Raw genomic sequence first — 16,688 nt, 5'->3', positions numbered from 1 at the left:
GCGGCGGGAACCGTGACGACAAGCAGCGCGTTTTATAGGGGCGGCCGTGATAGGATACGGCACGCGGCCAGTTGAGGGAGCCTGCCATGTCGTTCAAGACCATCGTCGCCATCCTCCAGAGCGAACAGGACGCCGGGCGCGTGCTCGACTGCGCCATTCCACTCGCTACCGGCCTGGAAAGCCATCTTGTCGGCATCCACGCCGAATCGCTTCCGGTTCCCTACACGTCCGCCACCGGCTTCCCGGATACCGAGTTCCTGCAGGTTTCGGCCGAGATGAACAAGGAACGCGCCGAGAAATTGCAGGCGCTGTTCCTCAAGCGCGTCGAAGGTTCGGGCCTGTCCTTCGAATGGCGCAGCCTGGAAACCTTCTCGGGCGACAGCGGGCTGTCGGGCATCTCGACGGTGCGCGCCGCCGACCTGATCGTGGCAGCTCAGAGCGAAAGCGGCGGCGACGGCAACGCCGATGTCGGCTCGCTAGTCTACGACGCCGGCCGCCCGGTGCTGGTTGTGCCGCATGCGGGGCCGGTGGTCACCACCTTCAAGACGGTGCTGCTCGCCTGGAACGGTACCCGTGAGGCGGCACGCGCCGCCTTCGACGCCCTGCCCTTCATTCTCGCCGCCGACAAGACGGAAGTGTTCGTCGTCGATCCGCCCGACAACCAGGACGACGACGGCACGGCCGGCAGCGAAATCGCCGCCGCGCTGGCGCGCCATGGCGCGAATGTCAGCGTCGCCGTGCGTAAGGCCGACGGCGCCTCGGTAGAGGACGTCATCCAGAGCAGAATGACCGAAACCGGGGCCGACCTCCTCGTGCTCGGCGCCTACAGCCATTCCTGGCTGCGCCGGCTCCTGTTCGGCGGCGTCACGCAGTCGGTGCTGCGCTCCGGCACCGTGGCCGCCTTCCTTTCGCGCTGAGGGTGCGGCAGGACCAATCCACGCCCCTTGCCTGCCCGCTATGGCATCGCTATCTATTCGCCGTTCTCAGGGCGGGGCGAAACTCCCCACCGGCGGTATGCGGCGCAAGCTGCGAGCCCGCGAGCGCCTTCCGCAGGAAGGGTCAGCAGACCAGGTGCGATGCCTGGGCCGACGGTATAGTCCGGATGAAAGAGAACGTGCTGTTCCGGGCGGCAACCTGCCGGCGGAACAGCCGTGATCGCCTTGGGTGACGTGTCCGTTACGAGAAAGGTGATTACGATGACACACACCCGCTATGCCTTCATCAAAGCCGGCTGGCACGCCGATATCGTCGACCGCGCGCTCGACGGTTTCCTCGAACTTATCCCGCGCGAGCAGGTCGACGTGTTCGACGTGCCCGGCGCTTTCGAAATGCCGCTGCTGGCGCGCGATCTCGCCGCTTCCGGCCGCTATGCGGCGGTCGCGGCGGCCGCCTTCGTCGTCGACGGCGGCATCTACCGCCACGACTTCGTCGCCCAGGCGGTGGTGGACGGGCTGATGAGGGCCGGCATGGACACCGGCGTGCCGGTGCTGTCGGTATCGCTGACGCCGCACAACTACCAGGAGACGGAGCACCACACGCAGATCTTCCGCGCCCATTTCGTCAAGAAGGGACGCGAGGCGGCGCAGGCGGCGCTAATCATCGGCAAGACGCGGGCGATGCTGGCAGCGGCTTAGCCGCCCGAGGCGGCATCGACGTCGGAAACCTCGACCGCCTCTTCCGGCATCGTGCCGTTACATTGGACGGCTATCGCCCCAAGATGGGACGGCACGGCGTTTGCGACAGACCACGGTGTGGGCGCGGCCGTGCCGATTGCCTTTTTCGGCGGTTTGCTGCCATTGTGGCGGCGATCGCCTTTTTCCGGTCCAGTTCTTCACGGAGACGTGAAGGGCGTACAGCAAATCAACATACCCTCAGGCCTATTTCGGAGCCCGCGATGACGATCCACCGCTCGACCCTTTCCAAGCTCGCCTTCTCGGGCCTCTTGTTCGCCCTGCCGCTCAACGTAGCCTTCGCGCAGGACACCACCGCCGTCGCGGACCGGCTCAAGGCCCTGATGGCGAACCAGGGCGTCGATCTCGCCTGGAGCGGCATTTCGGGCGACGCGTCCTCCATGGTGATGGAAGGCGTCACCATCAAGCCGGCGGCGGAAAAGGACGCCCTGCCGATCGGCAACGTCACCCTCGAGGGTGTCAGCGAGGAGAACGGCGGCTACGTGATCGAAACCGTCTCCACGCAGGCTTTTTCGCGCACCGAGGACGGCATTTCGGTCGACATCAGCCCCTTCATGATGCACGGCCTGACCGTTCCGGCCGAGGGCAGCACCGATCCGCTGGCCGGCATCCTCATGTACAAATCGGCCGAACTCGCCAACATGACCGTCAAGGTGGGCGACAAGCCGGCCTTTACGCTCGACACGCTCAGCGTCGAGGTGACCCCGCCTGCCGACGGCAAGGCGCTGGAGTTCACCGGCAGCGCAGAGAAATTCACCGGCGACCTTTCGCTGGTGGAAGACCCGAAGTCGAAGGAGGTCATCGAGGCGCTCGGCTACCAGACCATTTCCGGCGACATGCAGGTCGCCGGTTCCTGGCAGCCGTCAGACGGCAAGATGCAGCTGTCGCAGTACGACATCACCGTGGACAATGCCGGCACCTTCGGCATGACCTTCGACATCAGCGGCTACACGATGGATTTCGTCAAGTCGCTGCAGGAGATGCAGAAGAAGATGGCCGAAAAGCCCGAGGGCGCCGACAGTTCCGCCGAGGGCATGGCGATGCTGGGCCTGTTGCAGCAGCTTACCTTCAACGGCGCCTCGATCCGTTTCGACGATGATTCGCTGACCAACAAGGTGCTCGAATATGTCGGCAAGCAGCAGGGCATGTCGGCCAAGGACATCGCCAACCAGGCCAAGGCGATCGTGCCCTTCGGCATGGCGCAGCTCAACAATCCCGAACTGACGGCGCAGGTGACCGCGGCGGTGAGCAAGTTCCTCGACGATCCCAAGAGCCTGGAGGTCGCGGCCGAGCCGGCCTCGCCGGTACCCTTCGCGCTCCTGATGGCGAACGGCATGTCGAACCCGCTGGAACTGCCCAAGACACTGGGCCTCACGGTCACCGCCAACGAGAATTGATCCGGACTGCCCGGAAAACGGAAAAGGCCGCATCGAGCCTCGATGCGGCCTTTTTGATTCCGTGGCGGTTATTTTCCTACGCGAACGCCCTTCTTGCCGGTATCGGGCCTACCGGCACTGGACGTCGCGAGACGGGAAAAAAATCATCTTCCACCGCCGGCTCGAGGCGGATGACGCCGACCGTCTCGCCTTCGGCGAAGGTCAAGGCCGCATCGAAGCGCCGGGCCAGCGCCTTCATGGCGCGGTTATCGGCATGGGTGGTGACGAACAGGCGGGTGTAGCCGAAGCCCCTGGCCTGCTGGATCAGCCGCGCGAACAATCGCCCGCCCAGCCCGCGATGCTGGAGATGGCGCTCGACACTGAAGGCGATCTCGGCGGTCGGTTCGGCTTCCTCGGGCCGCTCGTGCAATTCGGCGGCACCCAGAACCTCGTCGCCCTCGACATAGCCGATCACCGTCGTGCCTTCGGCGAAGGAGCGGTCGGCATAGGCGGCGACGAAGGCATCGCTGATGGCGCCGTTGAAACGGTCGCGACGGCTGACTGCGTCGAGACGCAGGAGATGGTCGCGAAAACGCGGCAGATCGGAAGGCCTGAGCTGGCGGATCGTGCCCGTAAGCGGAACCGGCCCGATCGGGGGCGCGGCAAGGTGAAGACGGTCGTCCATACTGTCGAACTCCTCGTGGGGTCTCCTCCCTCGAGTCGTGCTGAGTATAATATTGTGCAGCGCAGCATGAATTGCAAGGAGCCCGCGCATAACGGAAGGGAAAGCGAAACCGGGGCGAAAACGGTCGGCTCTCGAAGTTTCCGCCGCCGATCACCGAAAGATGACAGAAAAAATCATCTATCCGGCACAGCTTGTCTGGAATTGTTCCAAGGTATGGGCCATATTCGTCGGGTGAATTTCAAGGATCCGTCTCATGCGACTCACCCGCCAGACCAACTACGCGATACGCATCCTGATGTATTGCACGGCGAATAACGATCGGCTGAGCCGCATTCCCGAGATCGCCGCCGCCTATTCGGTGTCGGAACTGTTCCTGTTCAAGATTCTGCAGCCGCTGGTGGAGAACGGCCTCATTCAGACGGTGCGCGGGCGCCACGGCGGCGTCAGGCTCGGCCGCCCGGCCGAGGACATCACGCTGTTCGACGTCGTGCGCGTGACGGAGGAAAGCTTCGCCATGGCCGAATGCTTCGAGAGCGACACGGATTGCCCGCTGGTCGACAGCTGTTCGCTTAACGCGGCCCTGCGCGAAGCGCTCAACGCCTTCTTCGAAGTGCTGGGCCGCCACACCATCGCCGACCTGGTGGCGGCACGGCCGGGCATGCGCAATCTGCTCGGCATAGACATGCTGGAAGGCCACGCGCCGGCGGCTTAGGCAAGGCCGGTTTCCAAGGAACGTCAGGACACCGCCGCCGACTGGGGCAGCACGAAAGGTGCGCCGCCGGGCGGCACGGCGCCGACCCTCAGCCTGCAGCCGAAAACCTTCTCCAGCAGCGGATCGACCAGCACCTCTTCCGGCGCGCCTGATGCGGCCTGCCGCCCACCCTGCATCACATGGATGTGGTCGGCATACATGGCCGTCAGGTTGAGGTCGTGCAGCACCGCCACCACGCCGCCACCACGCCGGGCAAAGTCGCGGGCGATATCCATGATGGTGAGCTGGTGGCGGATGTCGAGGCTGGAGACCGGCTCGTCCAGCAGGAGATAGCGCGGCACGCCCTCCAGCACCGGCGCCCAGACTTGGCACAGCACCCGGGCCAACTGCACGCGCTGCTGCTCGCCGCCGGAAAGCTCCTGATAGAAACGGCCGGCGAAGCCGGCGAGATCGACCTTCGCCAGCGCACGCTCCGGCAAGCGCTCGCTCTCGCCCGCCAGCGCGCCGGAACGGCCGCCGAGCAGGCCGAGCCGGACGATCTCGCGCACGGTGAAAGGAAAGGCCAGGCTCGTCGCCTGCGGCAGCACGGCGCGCAGGCTTGCCGCCTCGGCCGGCTTCATGGCGGCGAGGTCGCGGCCGTTGACGGCGATGCGGCCCTCATAAGGCAGTTCGCCCGACAGGGCCTTGAGCAGCGTCGTCTTGCCGGAGCCGTTGGGGCCGACGATGGCCGTCACCTCGCCCGGCCGCGCCGTGAAATCGACGTCGGCGACGATGCGCCGGCGGCCGATGAAAACCGAAACCTCTTTCGCCTCGATCATATCGGTCTCACAAATCGACGATGCCGCGCTTGCGCAGGAGGATCCACAGGAAGAACGGCCCGCCCACCGCCGCCGTGATGATGCCGATGGGCAGTTCGGCGGGCGCGACGATGGTGCGGCAGACGGCATCGGCAACGAGCAGCATGGCGGCGCCGAGCAGCGCGGAAGCCGGCAGCAGATAGCGGTTGTCCGGGCCGATGGCCAGCCTCAGCAGGTGCGGCACGACGATGCCGACGAAGCCGATGCCGCCGCTGACGGCCACGGCCGCTCCCACCGCAGCCGAGACCGAGACGATCGCGACGTATTTCAGCCGCTGCACGGGAATGCCGAGATGGCCGGCCGTCGCCTCCCCCAGCGCCAGCGCGTTGAGGCCGCGTGCCAGGAAGGGTGTCGCCGCGAGCGCCGCCACGATCACCGGTCCGGCGGTGCCGATCTTCTGCCAGGTGGCGCCGGCCAGCGAGCCAAGCTGCCAGAAGGTCAGGTCGCGCAACTGCCGGTCGTCGGCCATGTAGACCAGCACGCCCGTCAGCGCCATGGCGAGTGCGGCCAGCGCGATGCCGGCGAGCAGCATGGTCGCCACTGAAGTGCGGCCTTGCCGCGTGGCGATGCGATAGAGGATGAGCGTGGCGACCAGACCGCCGACGAAGGCCGCCAGCGGCAGTGCCATCGGCCCCAGCAGCGCCACCACCGGCGCCAGCATCGTGGTGCCGAGCACGATGACGGCGACGGCGCCGAGGCTGGCTCCTGCCGAAATGCCGATCAGGCCGGGATCGGCCAGCGGATTGCGGAACAGGCCCTGCATGACCGCCCCGGAGACCGCCAGCGAAGCGCCGACCAGAACCCCCATCAGGACGCGCGGGAGGCGAATGTCCTGGATGATGACGCGGGTGCGCATGTCGGCCGCCGAGTTATCGGCGACAGAACCCGAGACCCAATCGCGCAAGACAGCCCAAGCAGAGGCGTCCGACGCCCCCGAAGTCAGGCTGAAAAGCATGGCCGCGCCAAGTATGACGGCCAGCAGCGCGATGGCCAGCCGTGCGCGCGCCGCGCGATCGCCGTCCTCGCCGCCCCTGGCGAGCCTGGTCATGCCGGACGTGCCGGCGATCGATTGATCCGCCATCGCTCAGCCTCGTTCAAACCGGGTCCGCGTTCACTGGCCGAGGTCGGCGCCGTAGAGCGCCACGGCAAGATCGTGGACGGCGTCGGCGGTGCGCGGGCCGAAGCCCAGCAGATAGCCGCCGTCCATGCGGATGACCTTGCGGGCGGCACCGGCCGGCGTCTGGGAAATGGCCGCGTTGGCGAACAGTTCCTCGTCGGATACGGCGGGGCCGGCATGATCCATCATCAGGATGACATCGGGCGCGGCGGTGACGGCGGCCTCGTCCGAAAGCTGCTTGTAGCCGGTAAAGCCTTCGATGGCATTGACGCCGCCGGCCAGTTTGACGATGCCGTCGGCCGCGGTGTCGCCGCCGGAAGCCAGGATCTTGCCACCCTGCATGGACAGGATGAACAGCACGCGCTTGCGCTGCTTGACCGCCGCCGTGAGTTGCTCGGCCGCCTTCAGCTTGGCGTCGACTTCCATTGCCAGCGCCGCCGCCCTGTCGTCAACGCCGAACGCCTTGCCGACGGCACGGATCTTGGCAAGGATTCCCTCATGGTCGAAGGTCTCGGGCACCTCGACATAGGGCACGCTGGCCTTTTTCAGAACCTCGACCGCTTCCTTCGGGCCGCTGCCTTGCAGCGCCAGAATTCCCGACGGATTGACCGACAGCACGCCTTCCGGCGACAGCTGGCGCATGTAGCCGACATCGGGAAGCTTGAGCGCTTCCTGCGGATAAAGGCTGGTGGAATCGCGTGCCACCAGATGCTCCTGCTGGCCGAGCGCATAGACGATTTCGGTCAGCGAACCGCCGATGGAGGCGATGCGCGACGGATCGGCGAACACTTCACCGTCTTCCGCCGCCCCCGCTGTGGAGAGGGCGCCGAAGACCAGAACCGCGCCGAGCAGCGACCGGCGCACAAAGCTGCAAACCACGGCGTTCATGCGTTCACGTCCGCTCAGGCCGCGACCGAGCCAGGCAGACGCGGCAGGCTTTCGGCCAGCGAACGCCAGTCCTGGCGCTCATCCTCGCCTTCGTGGCGCTTGCCGAAGAACTGGATGATCAGCCGCCCTTGCGCATCGTAGGCGTCGATCGTCGTCAGATGCCCTTCCCTGATCGGCCGCCGCAGAGCCCACACCTCTGCGATATGGTCGGTGCGCAGGTGCAGGTGGAAGGTTTCGTCCAGCACGTTGAGCCACGGACCCATCGTCTTCAGTTCGCTGACAGGCCCCGTGTAGATCTGAGCGCAACCGCGACTGCCGACGAAGCACATGATGGGCGTCTGCGCCGCAGCCGCTTGCGGCAACAGCGTGCCGATGGCTTCGCGGTCGACCGGCCAGGCATATTCCTCGCCCACGGAGCGCACCGCGACATGGCGCGAAACGCCGAGATCCTTGAGCATGCCATAGAACTGGTGCACGTCGGTCATGCTGCTCCAACGCGCGCGCAATTCGTCCCGCCGTGAAAAGGCTTCGACAGCCGTCCCCTCCTCCTCGACAACGGTTTCGGTCCGCACGACCGGCGACTGGTCGGCCGACAGATGGCGGTCGACCAGCGCCTCGTAGGCAGCCACGTCCGATGCCGGACGCAGATGGATCTTGTGCACCGCCTCGCCGCCGGCGTCGAAGAATTGCAGGCTGCGGCGAATGGCGTCGCCGTCGCGCTTCTCGACGGCAAAGCCATGCACCCAGTGCTCGTAGAAGACCCGAAGGTCGATGTTGTCGCCAAACACGGCAGCGGCGTGCGGGCTCGCCCGCACCTCGCCGAACGTGCCGATCGTCTCATGCACGGCGCTGTCGTTGCGCGTCAGCGTCATCACCTCGCCGAGCGCCGGTAATTCACCCAGCAACTCGCGCACGCGCGGCTCGATGCGCCGCACGCCGTCGCCACAATGCGCCGCGACCAGATCGGCTTCCGAAATGCCCAATTGCAAGGCCAGATCACGTTCTCGCGCCTTGGGATTCTGCGATCGCGCCGATCTGATTTCCTGCGCTGTGGGCTTCACATTCCGATCCATAGTCACACCTGTTCGCTAGCAACAATCGTTCGTGTCGGCTGGCTGGCTCTATTTGTTGAGGATGAGCTTGCCCTGCCGGGTGATCTTGAGCCGGTAGAGCGCGCCGTGATGCTCGATGCCGATCTCGTGTTCGCCCTGGAACAGCGAATTGGACGACAGCGTGCGCGGCGACAGCGGCATGCGTTCCGACCGCATGGGCGTGTGCGTCTCGGCGCGGCGGAAGCGATAGCGGAAATCGTCAGGGTTGTGCGTGTTCATCGTCAGGCTCCTGATCCATCTCGCGCCGCTGCCCGCGACGCCGGGGATGATTGCCGATTCATTTGTTGACTCGGATAATCATGTTTACTAGTCAGTGCAATACCGGACCAAATGAGTCAACATTTAAGGTGCCGGATGAGATGAAAAATGCGAGCAAGCGGCAACGCCAGCCAGCATTCAACACAGAATTTGGAGTTGAATCATGGGCTTGGCGGTTGGGGGCGAAGTGCCTGCGGATCGTTTCGAGGGTTGCGCCGGCGATAGAGGCGCAAGGCGGCGGACACTAAAGAGCGTCAGCATCCTGTTGGCGGGCGTGGCGACGGCTTCGTTGTCGGCGTCGCTCGCTCACGCGCAGCAGACGAATACGGAGCAGCCGACGCAGGAAGAGCAGCAGGCCGAAGGCAAGACAGGCGCCTCCGGCGAAACGCTGCTCGACAAGATCCTGCTGCTCAGCCGCACCGGCGAAACGGCGATCGAATCGCTGTCGTCATCAAGCCACGTCGACCAGGAACAGATCGACCGGCGCCTGGCGACCAGCGTGAACGACGTGTTCTTCGGCGTGCCGGGCCTGACCGTACAGTCCGACGCCAAGCGCACCGCCTCCAGCGTCAACATCCGCGGCCTGCAGGACTTCGGCCGCGTGCAGGTGATCGTCGACGGCGCCCGGCAGGACTTCAACCGCTCCGGCCACGGCACATCGTCGACCTTCTGGATCGACCCCGAACTGATCCAGTCCGTGGACGTGATCCGCGGTCCGGTCGCCAACACCTACGGCTCGGGCGCCATCGGCGGCGTCGTCTTCTTCGACACCAAGGACGCGACGAACTTTCTCAAGCCGGAAGAGACCTGGGCCACCTCGGTGACCGGCCGCTACGAAACGAACGGCTCCGGCTGGACCACCAGCGCCACCGGCGCCTATCGCTTGAGCCCCGACTTCGACGTGCTGGGCAACATCGTCTATCGCGACTACGGCGACTACAAGGACGGCGACGGCAACAGGGTCGCGGGCTCCGCCTTCGACGTGCTCGGCGGCCTGCTCAAGGCCACCGTGCGGCCGAGCGAGAACAGCGAGTTGAAGCTCGGCTGGGTCGGCTCCAGCGACGGCTGGAACGAAATCAGCGGCGGCGTCCCGACGTCCGATCTCGACATGCGCCAGAACACCTTCACCGCCCGCTACAACGTCACGGACGAGGACAAGAGCTGGCTAGACCTCCACATCAACACCTCCTACGGCAAGACCGATCTGGAACGGACCTATCTCAGGACGCTCGGCGGGCAATACGACCCGGTCACCGGGCGTCCGACCACCATTCCCGCCGGCTCGCGGACCACCTACGACCTCGAAACGCTGAGCTTCGACATCTGGAACACCTCTCGCTTCGAGACGGGGACGCTCGGCCACGAGCTGACCTATGGCGGCGACTGGGTGAGCGACGACATGGTGACGCTGGACCCGTCCGGCGGCCAGGACACCTACACGCCGTCGGGCAAGCGGCGCGTGAGCGGCCTCTACGTCCAGGACAAGATGAGCTGGGAGTGGCTGGAGGTGATCGCCGGCCTGCGCTACGACAGCTACAGCCTCGACAGCGCCACCGCCGAAAGCTCCGGCGACCGCCTGTCGCCGCGCATCACCGTCGGCGTGACGCCCTTCGAGAGCGCCGGTCTGGACGGGCTGCAATTTTATGGCACCTATGCCGAGGGCTACCGTTCGCCGTCGATCACCGAAACGCTGATGAACGGCATGCACCCCGCCGGCGTCACCTTCCCGTTCCTGCCGAACCCGAACCTAAAGCCGGAAACCGGCAAGACCTGGGAGTTCGGCGCGAACTACAAGGCAGACGGCGTCATCGAGGCTGGTGACGCGCTGCGCCTGAAGGCCGCTTACTTCAACAACGACGTCAAGGATTACATACAGGCCAACGGGGATATTCCCGCAGGCACCGGCGCCTGTCCGGCAGTGCCGGCGGGTGCGCCCGTATTTGATCCGGCCAAGGGACAATTCCGCGGATACTACTACCCATATTGCAACCAGTACCAGAACTACGCGAGCGCCAGGATCCGCGGCTTCGAATTCGAGAGTGTTTACGACGCGAGCTGGGGCTTCGCCGGCCTTTCGGCCTCGATCATCGACGGCCACACGGTGTCCTATGACGGCCTGCGCGAAGACCTGACGACCATCCCTTCCTCGCAGGTGACCGCACAGCTCGGCTTCCGCTTCCTCGAGGACAGGCTGACGGTCGGCGGCGAGGTGCAGCACAACGGCAAGCCGAAGGGCAACGACGCGGCAAGGGACTACACGCTGGTCAACGCCTTCGCCAGCTACAAGGCAAACGAGAATCTCAAGTTCGACTTCCGCGTCGACAACATCTTCGACGAGAAGTACGCCAACCCGCTCAACGCCACGGCGACCAGCACCATCTACGAGCCGGGCGTGTCTGTGAAGTTGGCGGCGACGGTGCGGTTCGGAGGCTGACACGACCATGAAGACGGCAACCTTTGTTCTTTCGGCAACCGTGGCGATCGCACTTTGCTCGGGGGCGGCGGCGCAGGAGGCGGCAAAGCCCGCCCCTGCGCTTTCGCTGGAACTCAACGGCGCGCAGCCCTCCGACAAGGGCTGCCGCCTGACCTTCGTGGTGACTAACGATCTCGGCGCCGCCCTTTCCAAGGCGGCGTTCGAGATCGCACTGTTCAACGAGGCCGGCGTGGTCGAGCGCCTGACAGTGCTGGACTTCAAGGATCTGCCGGCCGGCAAGACCAAGGTGACGCGCTTCGATCTCGCCGGCACCGATTGCACCAAGGTGGGCCGGGTCCTCGTCAACGCCGCCACCGAATGCGCGGGTTCCGGCATCGAGCCGACGGCCTGCATGCGCGGCCTGAAGACCTCGACGCGCGCCGGCATTGCTTTCGGCGTCTGAACAGACGGAGCGCCAAGCCGACCCGTTATTCTACCGTTCGGCCTGCGACGGCGGCTGGACGATCGTTCTCCAACCCACCCCAGAAAGGAAAGCCGATGTTCATAGCCATGAACCGTTTCAAGGTGCAGAAGGGATCGGAAGATGCCTTCGAAAACGTATGGAAGAGCCGCGATTCCTCGCTTTCCCAGATGACCGGCTTTAAGGAATTCCACCTCCTGCGCGGTCCCGTCAACGAAGAGGAAGGCTACACGCTGTTCGCCTCGCATACGCTGTGGGCCACGCAGGACGATTTCATCGCCTGGACGAAATCGGAGAATTTCCGCGCCGCCCACCGCAATGCCGGTTCCGGCAAGGTCCACTATCTGGGCCACCCGCAATTCGAGGGCTTTTCGATCGTCGAAGGAGCCTGAAGCCTCCGCCCGGCATTTTAGCAGGGCAGACGAAAAGAAACCTCCCGGCGGACCCACCGGGAGGTTTTTTCAGGAAACTATGTCTAGGCCGACGGCTGGGAAGGCGATTCGTCCGATTTGTCTTCGGTTTCCGCCTTGGTGGCCTGCTCGCGGCTGCGCTCGATCAGCTTGGCCGACCATATCGACACCTCGTAGAGGATGATGGTGGGCAGCGCCAGGCCGATCTGGCTCATCGGATCGGGCGGCGTCAGCACAGCCGCCACGACGAAGGCGATGACGATCGCCCATTTGCGCTTGTCCTTCAGCGCCTGGGAGGACAACAGCCCGACGCGCGTCATCAGGCTGGTCACCACCGGCAACTGGAACACCAGCCCGAAGGAGAAGATCAGCGTCATGATGAGGCTGAGATATTCCGACACCTTGGGCAGCAGCGAAATCTGCACGTCGCCGCCGCCGCCGACCTGCTGCATGGACAGGAAGAACCACATCACCATCGGCGTGAAGAAGAAGTAGACCAGCGCTGCGCCCATCAAGAACAGGATCGGCGACGCAATCAGGAACGGCAGGAAGGCGTTCCGCTCGTTCTTGTAGAGGCCGGGGGCGATGAACTTGTAGATCTGCGTGGCAATCAGCGGAAAGGCGATGACCATGCCGCCGAAAGCAGCGAGCTTGACCTGCGTGAAGAAGAATTCCTGCGGCGCGGTATAGATCAGTTCGACCTTCGAGGGGTCCAGACCGGCCCATTGCGTCGCCCATTTGAAGGGGATGACGAGCAGGTTGAACAGCCGCTTGGCGAGGAAGAAGCAGGCGAGGAAAGCGATGAAGAAGCCGGCGATCGACCAGATCAGCCGGCGGCGCAGCTCGATCAGATGCTCGATCAGCGGCGCCGACGACTTGTCGATCTCCTCGCGATCGCGTTCGGTGATGCTCACGAGCCGGCCCTCTTGCGCGAAGCTGCCTTGCCCGGCTTCGCAGCCTTGGACACGGCAGCCGCCTTCCCTGCTGCCGCCGGCCCGGCAACCTTGGCTGCCGGCGCACTCGCGACGGCCTTCCCGGCTGCCGCGGCCTTAGGAGTGGCAGCCTTCGCGGGCGATTTTGCGACCTTACCGGCGGCGACTGCTGCGCTCTTGCCCGGCTTCGCCGCTGGCGCCTTCACGGGTTTCGTTGCGGTTTTTGCCTTTGCGGCCGGCGTGGCCTTTGCGGTGGCGTCCGCCGTTGCCGAAGCGATCGCCGGCGCGGGCGGCATGGTGTCTGGCCCGGTGACGCCCGGCATCTCCGTCGCGCCGTTCTTCAGCGGCTCGGCGGGTTCGGCGGGGGCGTCGGCCTCTGCGACCTTCGGTTCGGGCGCAGGCTTCGGCTTCATCGCCTGGTCGAGCCCGGCACGCACGTCGGCAGCCGCCTTTTCGAAGGGATTGAGCTGCTTCCTGATCTCGGTCGCCGGATTGAGGCCGCGCAGCGAATCCACCGACTTCTTGACGTCGTCAAGCTCGGCTTCCTTCAGCGCCTCGTCGAACTGGCGGCGAAAATCGTTCGCCATGCCGCGCATCTTCGCCGTCATGCGGCCCATGGTGCGCAGCATGTTGGGCAAATCCTTAGGCCCGACGACCACGATCATGACGACCGCAATCACCAGCATCTCGGTCCAGCCGACCTCGAACATGACGCTGCTACCCGCTTAAAGGCGAACGAAAATCAGCTTTTGGTCGCCTTTTCGCGCGCCGAAACCGTTTCGTCGGCGCGATGTTCGACGGTGCGGGCCTTGTCGGCGGCATCATCGGCCTCGTCGTCGTCGGCCATGCCCTTCTTGAAGCTCTTGATGCCCTTGGCCATGTCCCCCATCAACTCGGGAATCTTACCGCGGCCGAACACAAGAAGCACGATCACCAGAACGATCAGCCAATGCCAAATCGAAAACGAACCCATTGTCACTCTCTCTCAGAACTGTTCCCAGATGTTGATCTATGCGTTTTCGCTTCCGGTTTCAAACACAACCGCATCGCCCAACGTACCGAAATGACGCAGGCGTACGGCGTGGTTAAGGCAAGCGCCCCGGTCGGCGATCATTCTTCGGTGACTTTCGGCGTCAAAAGGCCGAGTTCCTCCAGGTCGATATCGGTCAGCGGATCCTCGTCCTCGGTCAGTTCATCGGGATCGGCCGGCGGCAGGGGAATGGAGAAATTGGACGGCATGCGTGCCGACAACAGGCCGGCGCCCTTCAATTCCTCGATCCCCGGCAGGTCGCGGATTTCCTCCAGCGCGAAATGGTCGAGGAAATTTTCCGTCGTGCCGTAGGTGACGGGACGGCCGGGCGTCTTGCGGCGACCGCGCATCCTCACCCATTCCGTCTCCAGGAGCGTATCCAGCGTCCCCTTCGAGGTCTCGACGCCGCGAATGTCCTCGATCTCGGCGCGGGTGACGGGCTGGTGGTAGGCGATGATGGCCAGAACCTCGAGCGCCGCCCGCGACAGCTTTCTCTGCTGCACGGCGTCGCGGCTCATCAGGAAGGCTAGATCGCCGGCGGTGCGGAAGGCCCAGGCGTCGCCGACGCGCACGAGGTTGACGCCGCGCCGCTCGTAGATCTTGTGCAGTTCGGCCATCGCCGCCGGCACGTCGACGCCTTCCGGCAGGCGCTGGGCAAGCTGCTTTTCGCTGACCGGCTCGGCGCTGGCGAAGACGATGGCCTCGGCCATGCGCACGGCTTCGGCCAGATGCAGGCGCTCGGCCGGATTGCGGACGGCCTCGCCGTCGTCGCCGATGACGAAGGGAATGACCGACGCGTTGACGCTTTCGCTCATCGTGCAACCTCGACTGCTTTCACGCGCTGGCGCCCGCGCAGGTAGATCGGCGCGAACACCTCTTCCTGACGCACTTCCAGGCTGCCCTCTCGAACCAGTTCCAGCGTGGCGGCGAAGGAAGATGCCATGGCGGTACGTTTTTCCTCCGGGCTCGCCAGGTACTCGATCAGGAAGGCGTCCAGCGCCGTCCAGTCGGCGCTGGCGCCGATCAGCCGCGACAGCATTGTCCGTGCCGTCTTGAGCGACCAGACGCCACGCTTGGCGATGGTGACGTTGGAGATCGCCTGACGCTGGCGCTGCGACGCATAAGCGGTGAGCAGGTCGTAGAGCGTGGCGGAAAATTCGTTGCGCTTCTCGACGATGACCATTTCCGGCATGCCGCGCTGGAAGACGTCGCGGCCGAGCCGGTTGCGGTTCACCAGCCGGGCGGCGGCATCGCGCATGGCCTCCAGCCGGCGCAGGCGGAATTGCAGCACCGCCGCCAGTTCCTCGCCGCTCTCGCCTTCTTCGCCCGGTTGCTTGGGGATCAGGAGCTTCGATTTCAGGAAGGCCAGCCAGGCCGCCATGACCAGATAGTCGGCAGCCAGTTCCAGCCGCATCGCCCTCACCTTGCCGATGAAGGCAAGATACTGCTCGGCCAGCGCCAGCACCGAAATGCGCGCCAGATCGACCTTCTGGTTGCGGGCAAGATGCAGAAGCAGGTCGAGCGGCCCTTCGAAGCCGTCGACGTCGACAACCAGCGACGGCTCGCTGGTGGCGCGGGTTTCCTCGTTCTCGGCCCAAAGACGATCCATGGGAGCGGCCTTGCCCGCTCCGCCCGTTCCGCCCTTCGTCTCCGCTGCCTGTGCCACCTATCGGTTTTCCGCCTGTTGCGGCCGGGGCTGCTACACCCTCAAGCGACCGCTTCGAAATACTGCGCGAACTCCTCGCGCAATTCGCTTTCCCTACTGTCGTCCCCGCCGCCGATGACCGCCAGCGCCCTTGTCGCCCGCTCCAGCGCCTTGCCCTGCAACGGTTTGGCGCCGGAAACGATGCCCCGCATCTCTTCCATGACGCCGTTGCAGTGAAGGACGATATCGACGCCCGCCGCAAGGATGGAGGCGGCCTTTGTGCGGAAATCCCCAGAAAGTGCCTTCATCGAAGTGTCGTCACTGATCAGCAGCCCGTCGAAGCCGATCTCGCCGCGAATGACCTCGTCCACCACCTTGCCGGAGGTGGTGGCGGGGTTCGCCGGATCGATCACCTGATAGACGACATGCGCCGTCATCGCCGCCGGCAGGTCGTTCAACGCCTGGAACGGGGCGAAATCGTGGTTCATCAACTCCTTCAGCGAGGCGGTCACGGTCGGCAGTTCCAGATGCGTGTCGGCGGTGGCGCGGCCATGGCCGGGCATGTGCTTCATCACCGGCAGCAGGCCGCCGGCCATCAGCCCCTCGGCGCTGGCGCGGCCGAGCGTGGCGACGATCTTCGGCTCGCGGTCATAGGCGCGCTGGCCGATGACGTCGTTGGCACCTTCCACCGGCACGTCGAGCACCGGCAGGCAGTCCGCATCGATACCGTAGCGGGCAAGGTCGAAGGCGTGCAGGCGCGCCATGAGCCAGGCGGCGCGCAGGCCGTCCTCCTCGCTGTCGCGATAGAGCGCGCCGACCGCGCGCGCCGCCGGATAGTTCGGCGCCAGCGGCGGGCGAAGGCGCTGTACCCGGCCACCCTCCTGGTCGATGAAGACCGGCGCATGCCAGCCGACGCAATCGCGCAGGTGGGCGACGAGGTCGCGGATCTGCTCGGGCTCGCCGATGTTGCGGGCAAACAGGATGAAGCCCCACGGCATCTCGCTGCGATAGAAGGAAACCTCCTCGCGGGTCAGCGATTTTTCGGCGCAGCCGAGGACAAGGGATTGTGATTCGCTCATAT

Annotated in this window: 19 protein-coding genes and 1 riboswitch; of the genes, 7 read left to right on the top strand and 12 right to left on the bottom strand. The window is 65.1% G+C overall.

What is annotated here, in order from left to right; genetic code table 11:
* The first annotated feature begins 86 nt into the window (after positions 1–86).
* From FGU64_RS01650 to FGU64_RS01640, 3 genes are all read left to right on the top strand, one after another.
* Positions 87–917: a universal stress protein gene (locus FGU64_RS01650; RefSeq protein ID WP_139950621.1), complete on the top strand. Its 831-nt coding sequence runs from the start codon at positions 87–89 to the stop codon at positions 915–917.
* A gap of 58 nt (positions 918–975) precedes the next feature.
* Positions 976–1,118, top strand: a riboswitch (FMN riboswitch).
* Between the two features lie 78 nt (positions 1,119–1,196).
* The gene (locus FGU64_RS01645) at positions 1,197–1,634 is read left to right on the top strand and encodes a 6,7-dimethyl-8-ribityllumazine synthase (RefSeq protein ID WP_139950620.1); all 438 of its coding nucleotides are present in this window, start codon (positions 1,197–1,199) and stop codon (positions 1,632–1,634) included.
* A 260-nt stretch (positions 1,635–1,894) separates the two neighbouring features.
* Complete coding sequence (locus tag FGU64_RS01640) at positions 1,895–3,088, top strand: hypothetical protein (RefSeq protein WP_139950619.1); 1,194 nt, start codon at positions 1,895–1,897, stop codon at positions 3,086–3,088.
* Between the two features lie 76 nt (positions 3,089–3,164).
* Here FGU64_RS01640 and FGU64_RS01635 read toward each other — a convergent pair whose 3' ends face one another.
* Complete coding sequence (locus tag FGU64_RS01635) at positions 3,165–3,752, bottom strand: GNAT family N-acetyltransferase (RefSeq protein ID WP_139950618.1); 588 nt, start codon at positions 3,750–3,752, stop codon at positions 3,165–3,167.
* A gap of 253 nt (positions 3,753–4,005) precedes the next feature.
* Here FGU64_RS01635 and rirA point away from each other — a divergent pair, with 253 nt between their 5' ends.
* Complete coding sequence (gene rirA / locus FGU64_RS01630) at positions 4,006–4,464, top strand: iron-responsive transcriptional regulator RirA (protein WP_136355436.1); 459 nt, start codon at positions 4,006–4,008, stop codon at positions 4,462–4,464.
* A gap of 23 nt (positions 4,465–4,487) precedes the next feature.
* On the opposite strand, the gene FGU64_RS01625 is transcribed toward rirA, so the two are convergent.
* Genes FGU64_RS01625 through hemP form a run of 5 tightly spaced genes read right to left on the bottom strand, consistent with a single transcriptional unit; the run spans position 4,488 to position 8,657 of the window.
* On the bottom strand, positions 4,488–5,282 hold the full coding sequence (locus FGU64_RS01625; RefSeq protein ID WP_139950617.1) for a heme ABC transporter ATP-binding protein: 795 nt from the start codon (positions 5,280–5,282) through the stop codon (positions 4,488–4,490).
* A gap of 7 nt (positions 5,283–5,289) precedes the next feature.
* Positions 5,290–6,402, bottom strand: coding sequence for an iron ABC transporter permease (locus FGU64_RS01620; RefSeq protein ID WP_139950616.1), 1,113 nt, complete (start codon positions 6,400–6,402; stop codon positions 5,290–5,292).
* A 30-nt stretch (positions 6,403–6,432) separates the two neighbouring features.
* Complete coding sequence (locus FGU64_RS01615) at positions 6,433–7,326, bottom strand: hemin ABC transporter substrate-binding protein (protein ID WP_139950615.1); 894 nt, start codon at positions 7,324–7,326, stop codon at positions 6,433–6,435.
* 14 nt (positions 7,327–7,340) lie between these two features.
* Positions 7,341–8,399 carry a ChuX/HutX family heme-like substrate-binding protein gene (locus tag FGU64_RS01610; RefSeq protein ID WP_139950614.1) on the bottom strand — a complete coding sequence of 353 codons (1,059 nt, stop codon included), beginning with the start codon at positions 8,397–8,399 and terminating at the stop codon, positions 7,341–7,343.
* A gap of 48 nt (positions 8,400–8,447) precedes the next feature.
* Positions 8,448–8,657 carry a hemin uptake protein HemP gene (gene hemP, locus FGU64_RS01605; RefSeq protein ID WP_139950613.1) on the bottom strand — a complete coding sequence of 70 codons (210 nt, stop codon included), beginning with the start codon at positions 8,655–8,657 and terminating at the stop codon, positions 8,448–8,450.
* A gap of 313 nt (positions 8,658–8,970) precedes the next feature.
* On the opposite strand from hemP, the gene FGU64_RS01600 reads away from it, so the two are divergent.
* The 3 genes from FGU64_RS01600 (at position 8,971) to FGU64_RS01590 (ending at position 11,982) form a co-directional block, all read left to right on the top strand.
* A complete protein-coding gene (locus FGU64_RS01600; protein WP_348639782.1) occupies positions 8,971–11,130 on the top strand; it encodes a TonB-dependent hemoglobin/transferrin/lactoferrin family receptor in 2,160 nt (719 codons plus the stop codon).
* 7 nt (positions 11,131–11,137) lie between these two features.
* Positions 11,138–11,572: a hypothetical protein gene (locus FGU64_RS01595; protein WP_139950611.1), complete on the top strand. Its 435-nt coding sequence runs from the start codon at positions 11,138–11,140 to the stop codon at positions 11,570–11,572.
* A 95-nt stretch (positions 11,573–11,667) separates the two neighbouring features.
* Positions 11,668–11,982 (top strand): antibiotic biosynthesis monooxygenase, encoded by a 315-nt coding sequence (locus tag FGU64_RS01590; protein ID WP_136355419.1) that lies wholly within the window; start codon positions 11,668–11,670, stop codon positions 11,980–11,982.
* 83 nt (positions 11,983–12,065) lie between these two features.
* On the opposite strand, the gene tatC is transcribed toward FGU64_RS01590, so the two are convergent.
* The 6 genes from tatC to nagZ all read right to left on the bottom strand — a co-directional run bounded on the left by tatC (position 12,066) and on the right by nagZ (position 16,686).
* Positions 12,066–12,914, bottom strand: a complete 849-nt coding sequence (gene tatC / locus FGU64_RS01585) for a twin-arginine translocase subunit TatC (protein ID WP_139950610.1) — start codon at positions 12,912–12,914, stop codon at positions 12,066–12,068.
* Positions 12,911–13,642 carry a Sec-independent protein translocase protein TatB gene (gene tatB / locus FGU64_RS01580; protein WP_139950609.1) on the bottom strand — a complete coding sequence of 244 codons (732 nt, stop codon included), beginning with the start codon at positions 13,640–13,642 and terminating at the stop codon, positions 12,911–12,913. The genes tatC and tatB overlap by 4 nt, the downstream gene beginning before the upstream one ends.
* A 32-nt stretch (positions 13,643–13,674) precedes the next feature.
* Positions 13,675–13,905: a twin-arginine translocase TatA/TatE family subunit gene (locus FGU64_RS01575; protein WP_136355413.1), complete on the bottom strand. Its 231-nt coding sequence runs from the start codon at positions 13,903–13,905 to the stop codon at positions 13,675–13,677.
* Between the two features lie 137 nt (positions 13,906–14,042).
* A complete protein-coding gene (scpB, locus tag FGU64_RS01570; protein WP_136355411.1) occupies positions 14,043–14,777 on the bottom strand; it encodes an SMC-Scp complex subunit ScpB in 735 nt (244 codons plus the stop codon).
* Positions 14,774–15,571 carry a ScpA family protein gene (locus tag FGU64_RS01565; protein ID WP_139950608.1) on the bottom strand — a complete coding sequence of 266 codons (798 nt, stop codon included), beginning with the start codon at positions 15,569–15,571 and terminating at the stop codon, positions 14,774–14,776. The genes scpB and FGU64_RS01565 overlap by 4 nt, the downstream gene beginning before the upstream one ends.
* 98 nt (positions 15,572–15,669) lie before the next feature.
* Positions 15,670–16,686 (bottom strand): beta-N-acetylhexosaminidase, encoded by a 1,017-nt coding sequence (gene nagZ / locus FGU64_RS01560; protein WP_139950607.1) that lies wholly within the window; start codon positions 16,684–16,686, stop codon positions 15,670–15,672.
* Positions 16,687–16,688 lie beyond the last annotated feature (2 nt).

Origin of the sequence: Mesorhizobium sp. 8 (assembly GCF_006351905.1) — a bacterium.
Taxonomy (GTDB): Bacteria; Pseudomonadota; Alphaproteobacteria; order Rhizobiales; family Rhizobiaceae; genus Mesorhizobium; species Mesorhizobium composti.
The sequence above is the reverse complement of the archived record's forward strand: the minus strand, read 5'-3'. Positions and strand labels throughout refer to the sequence as shown.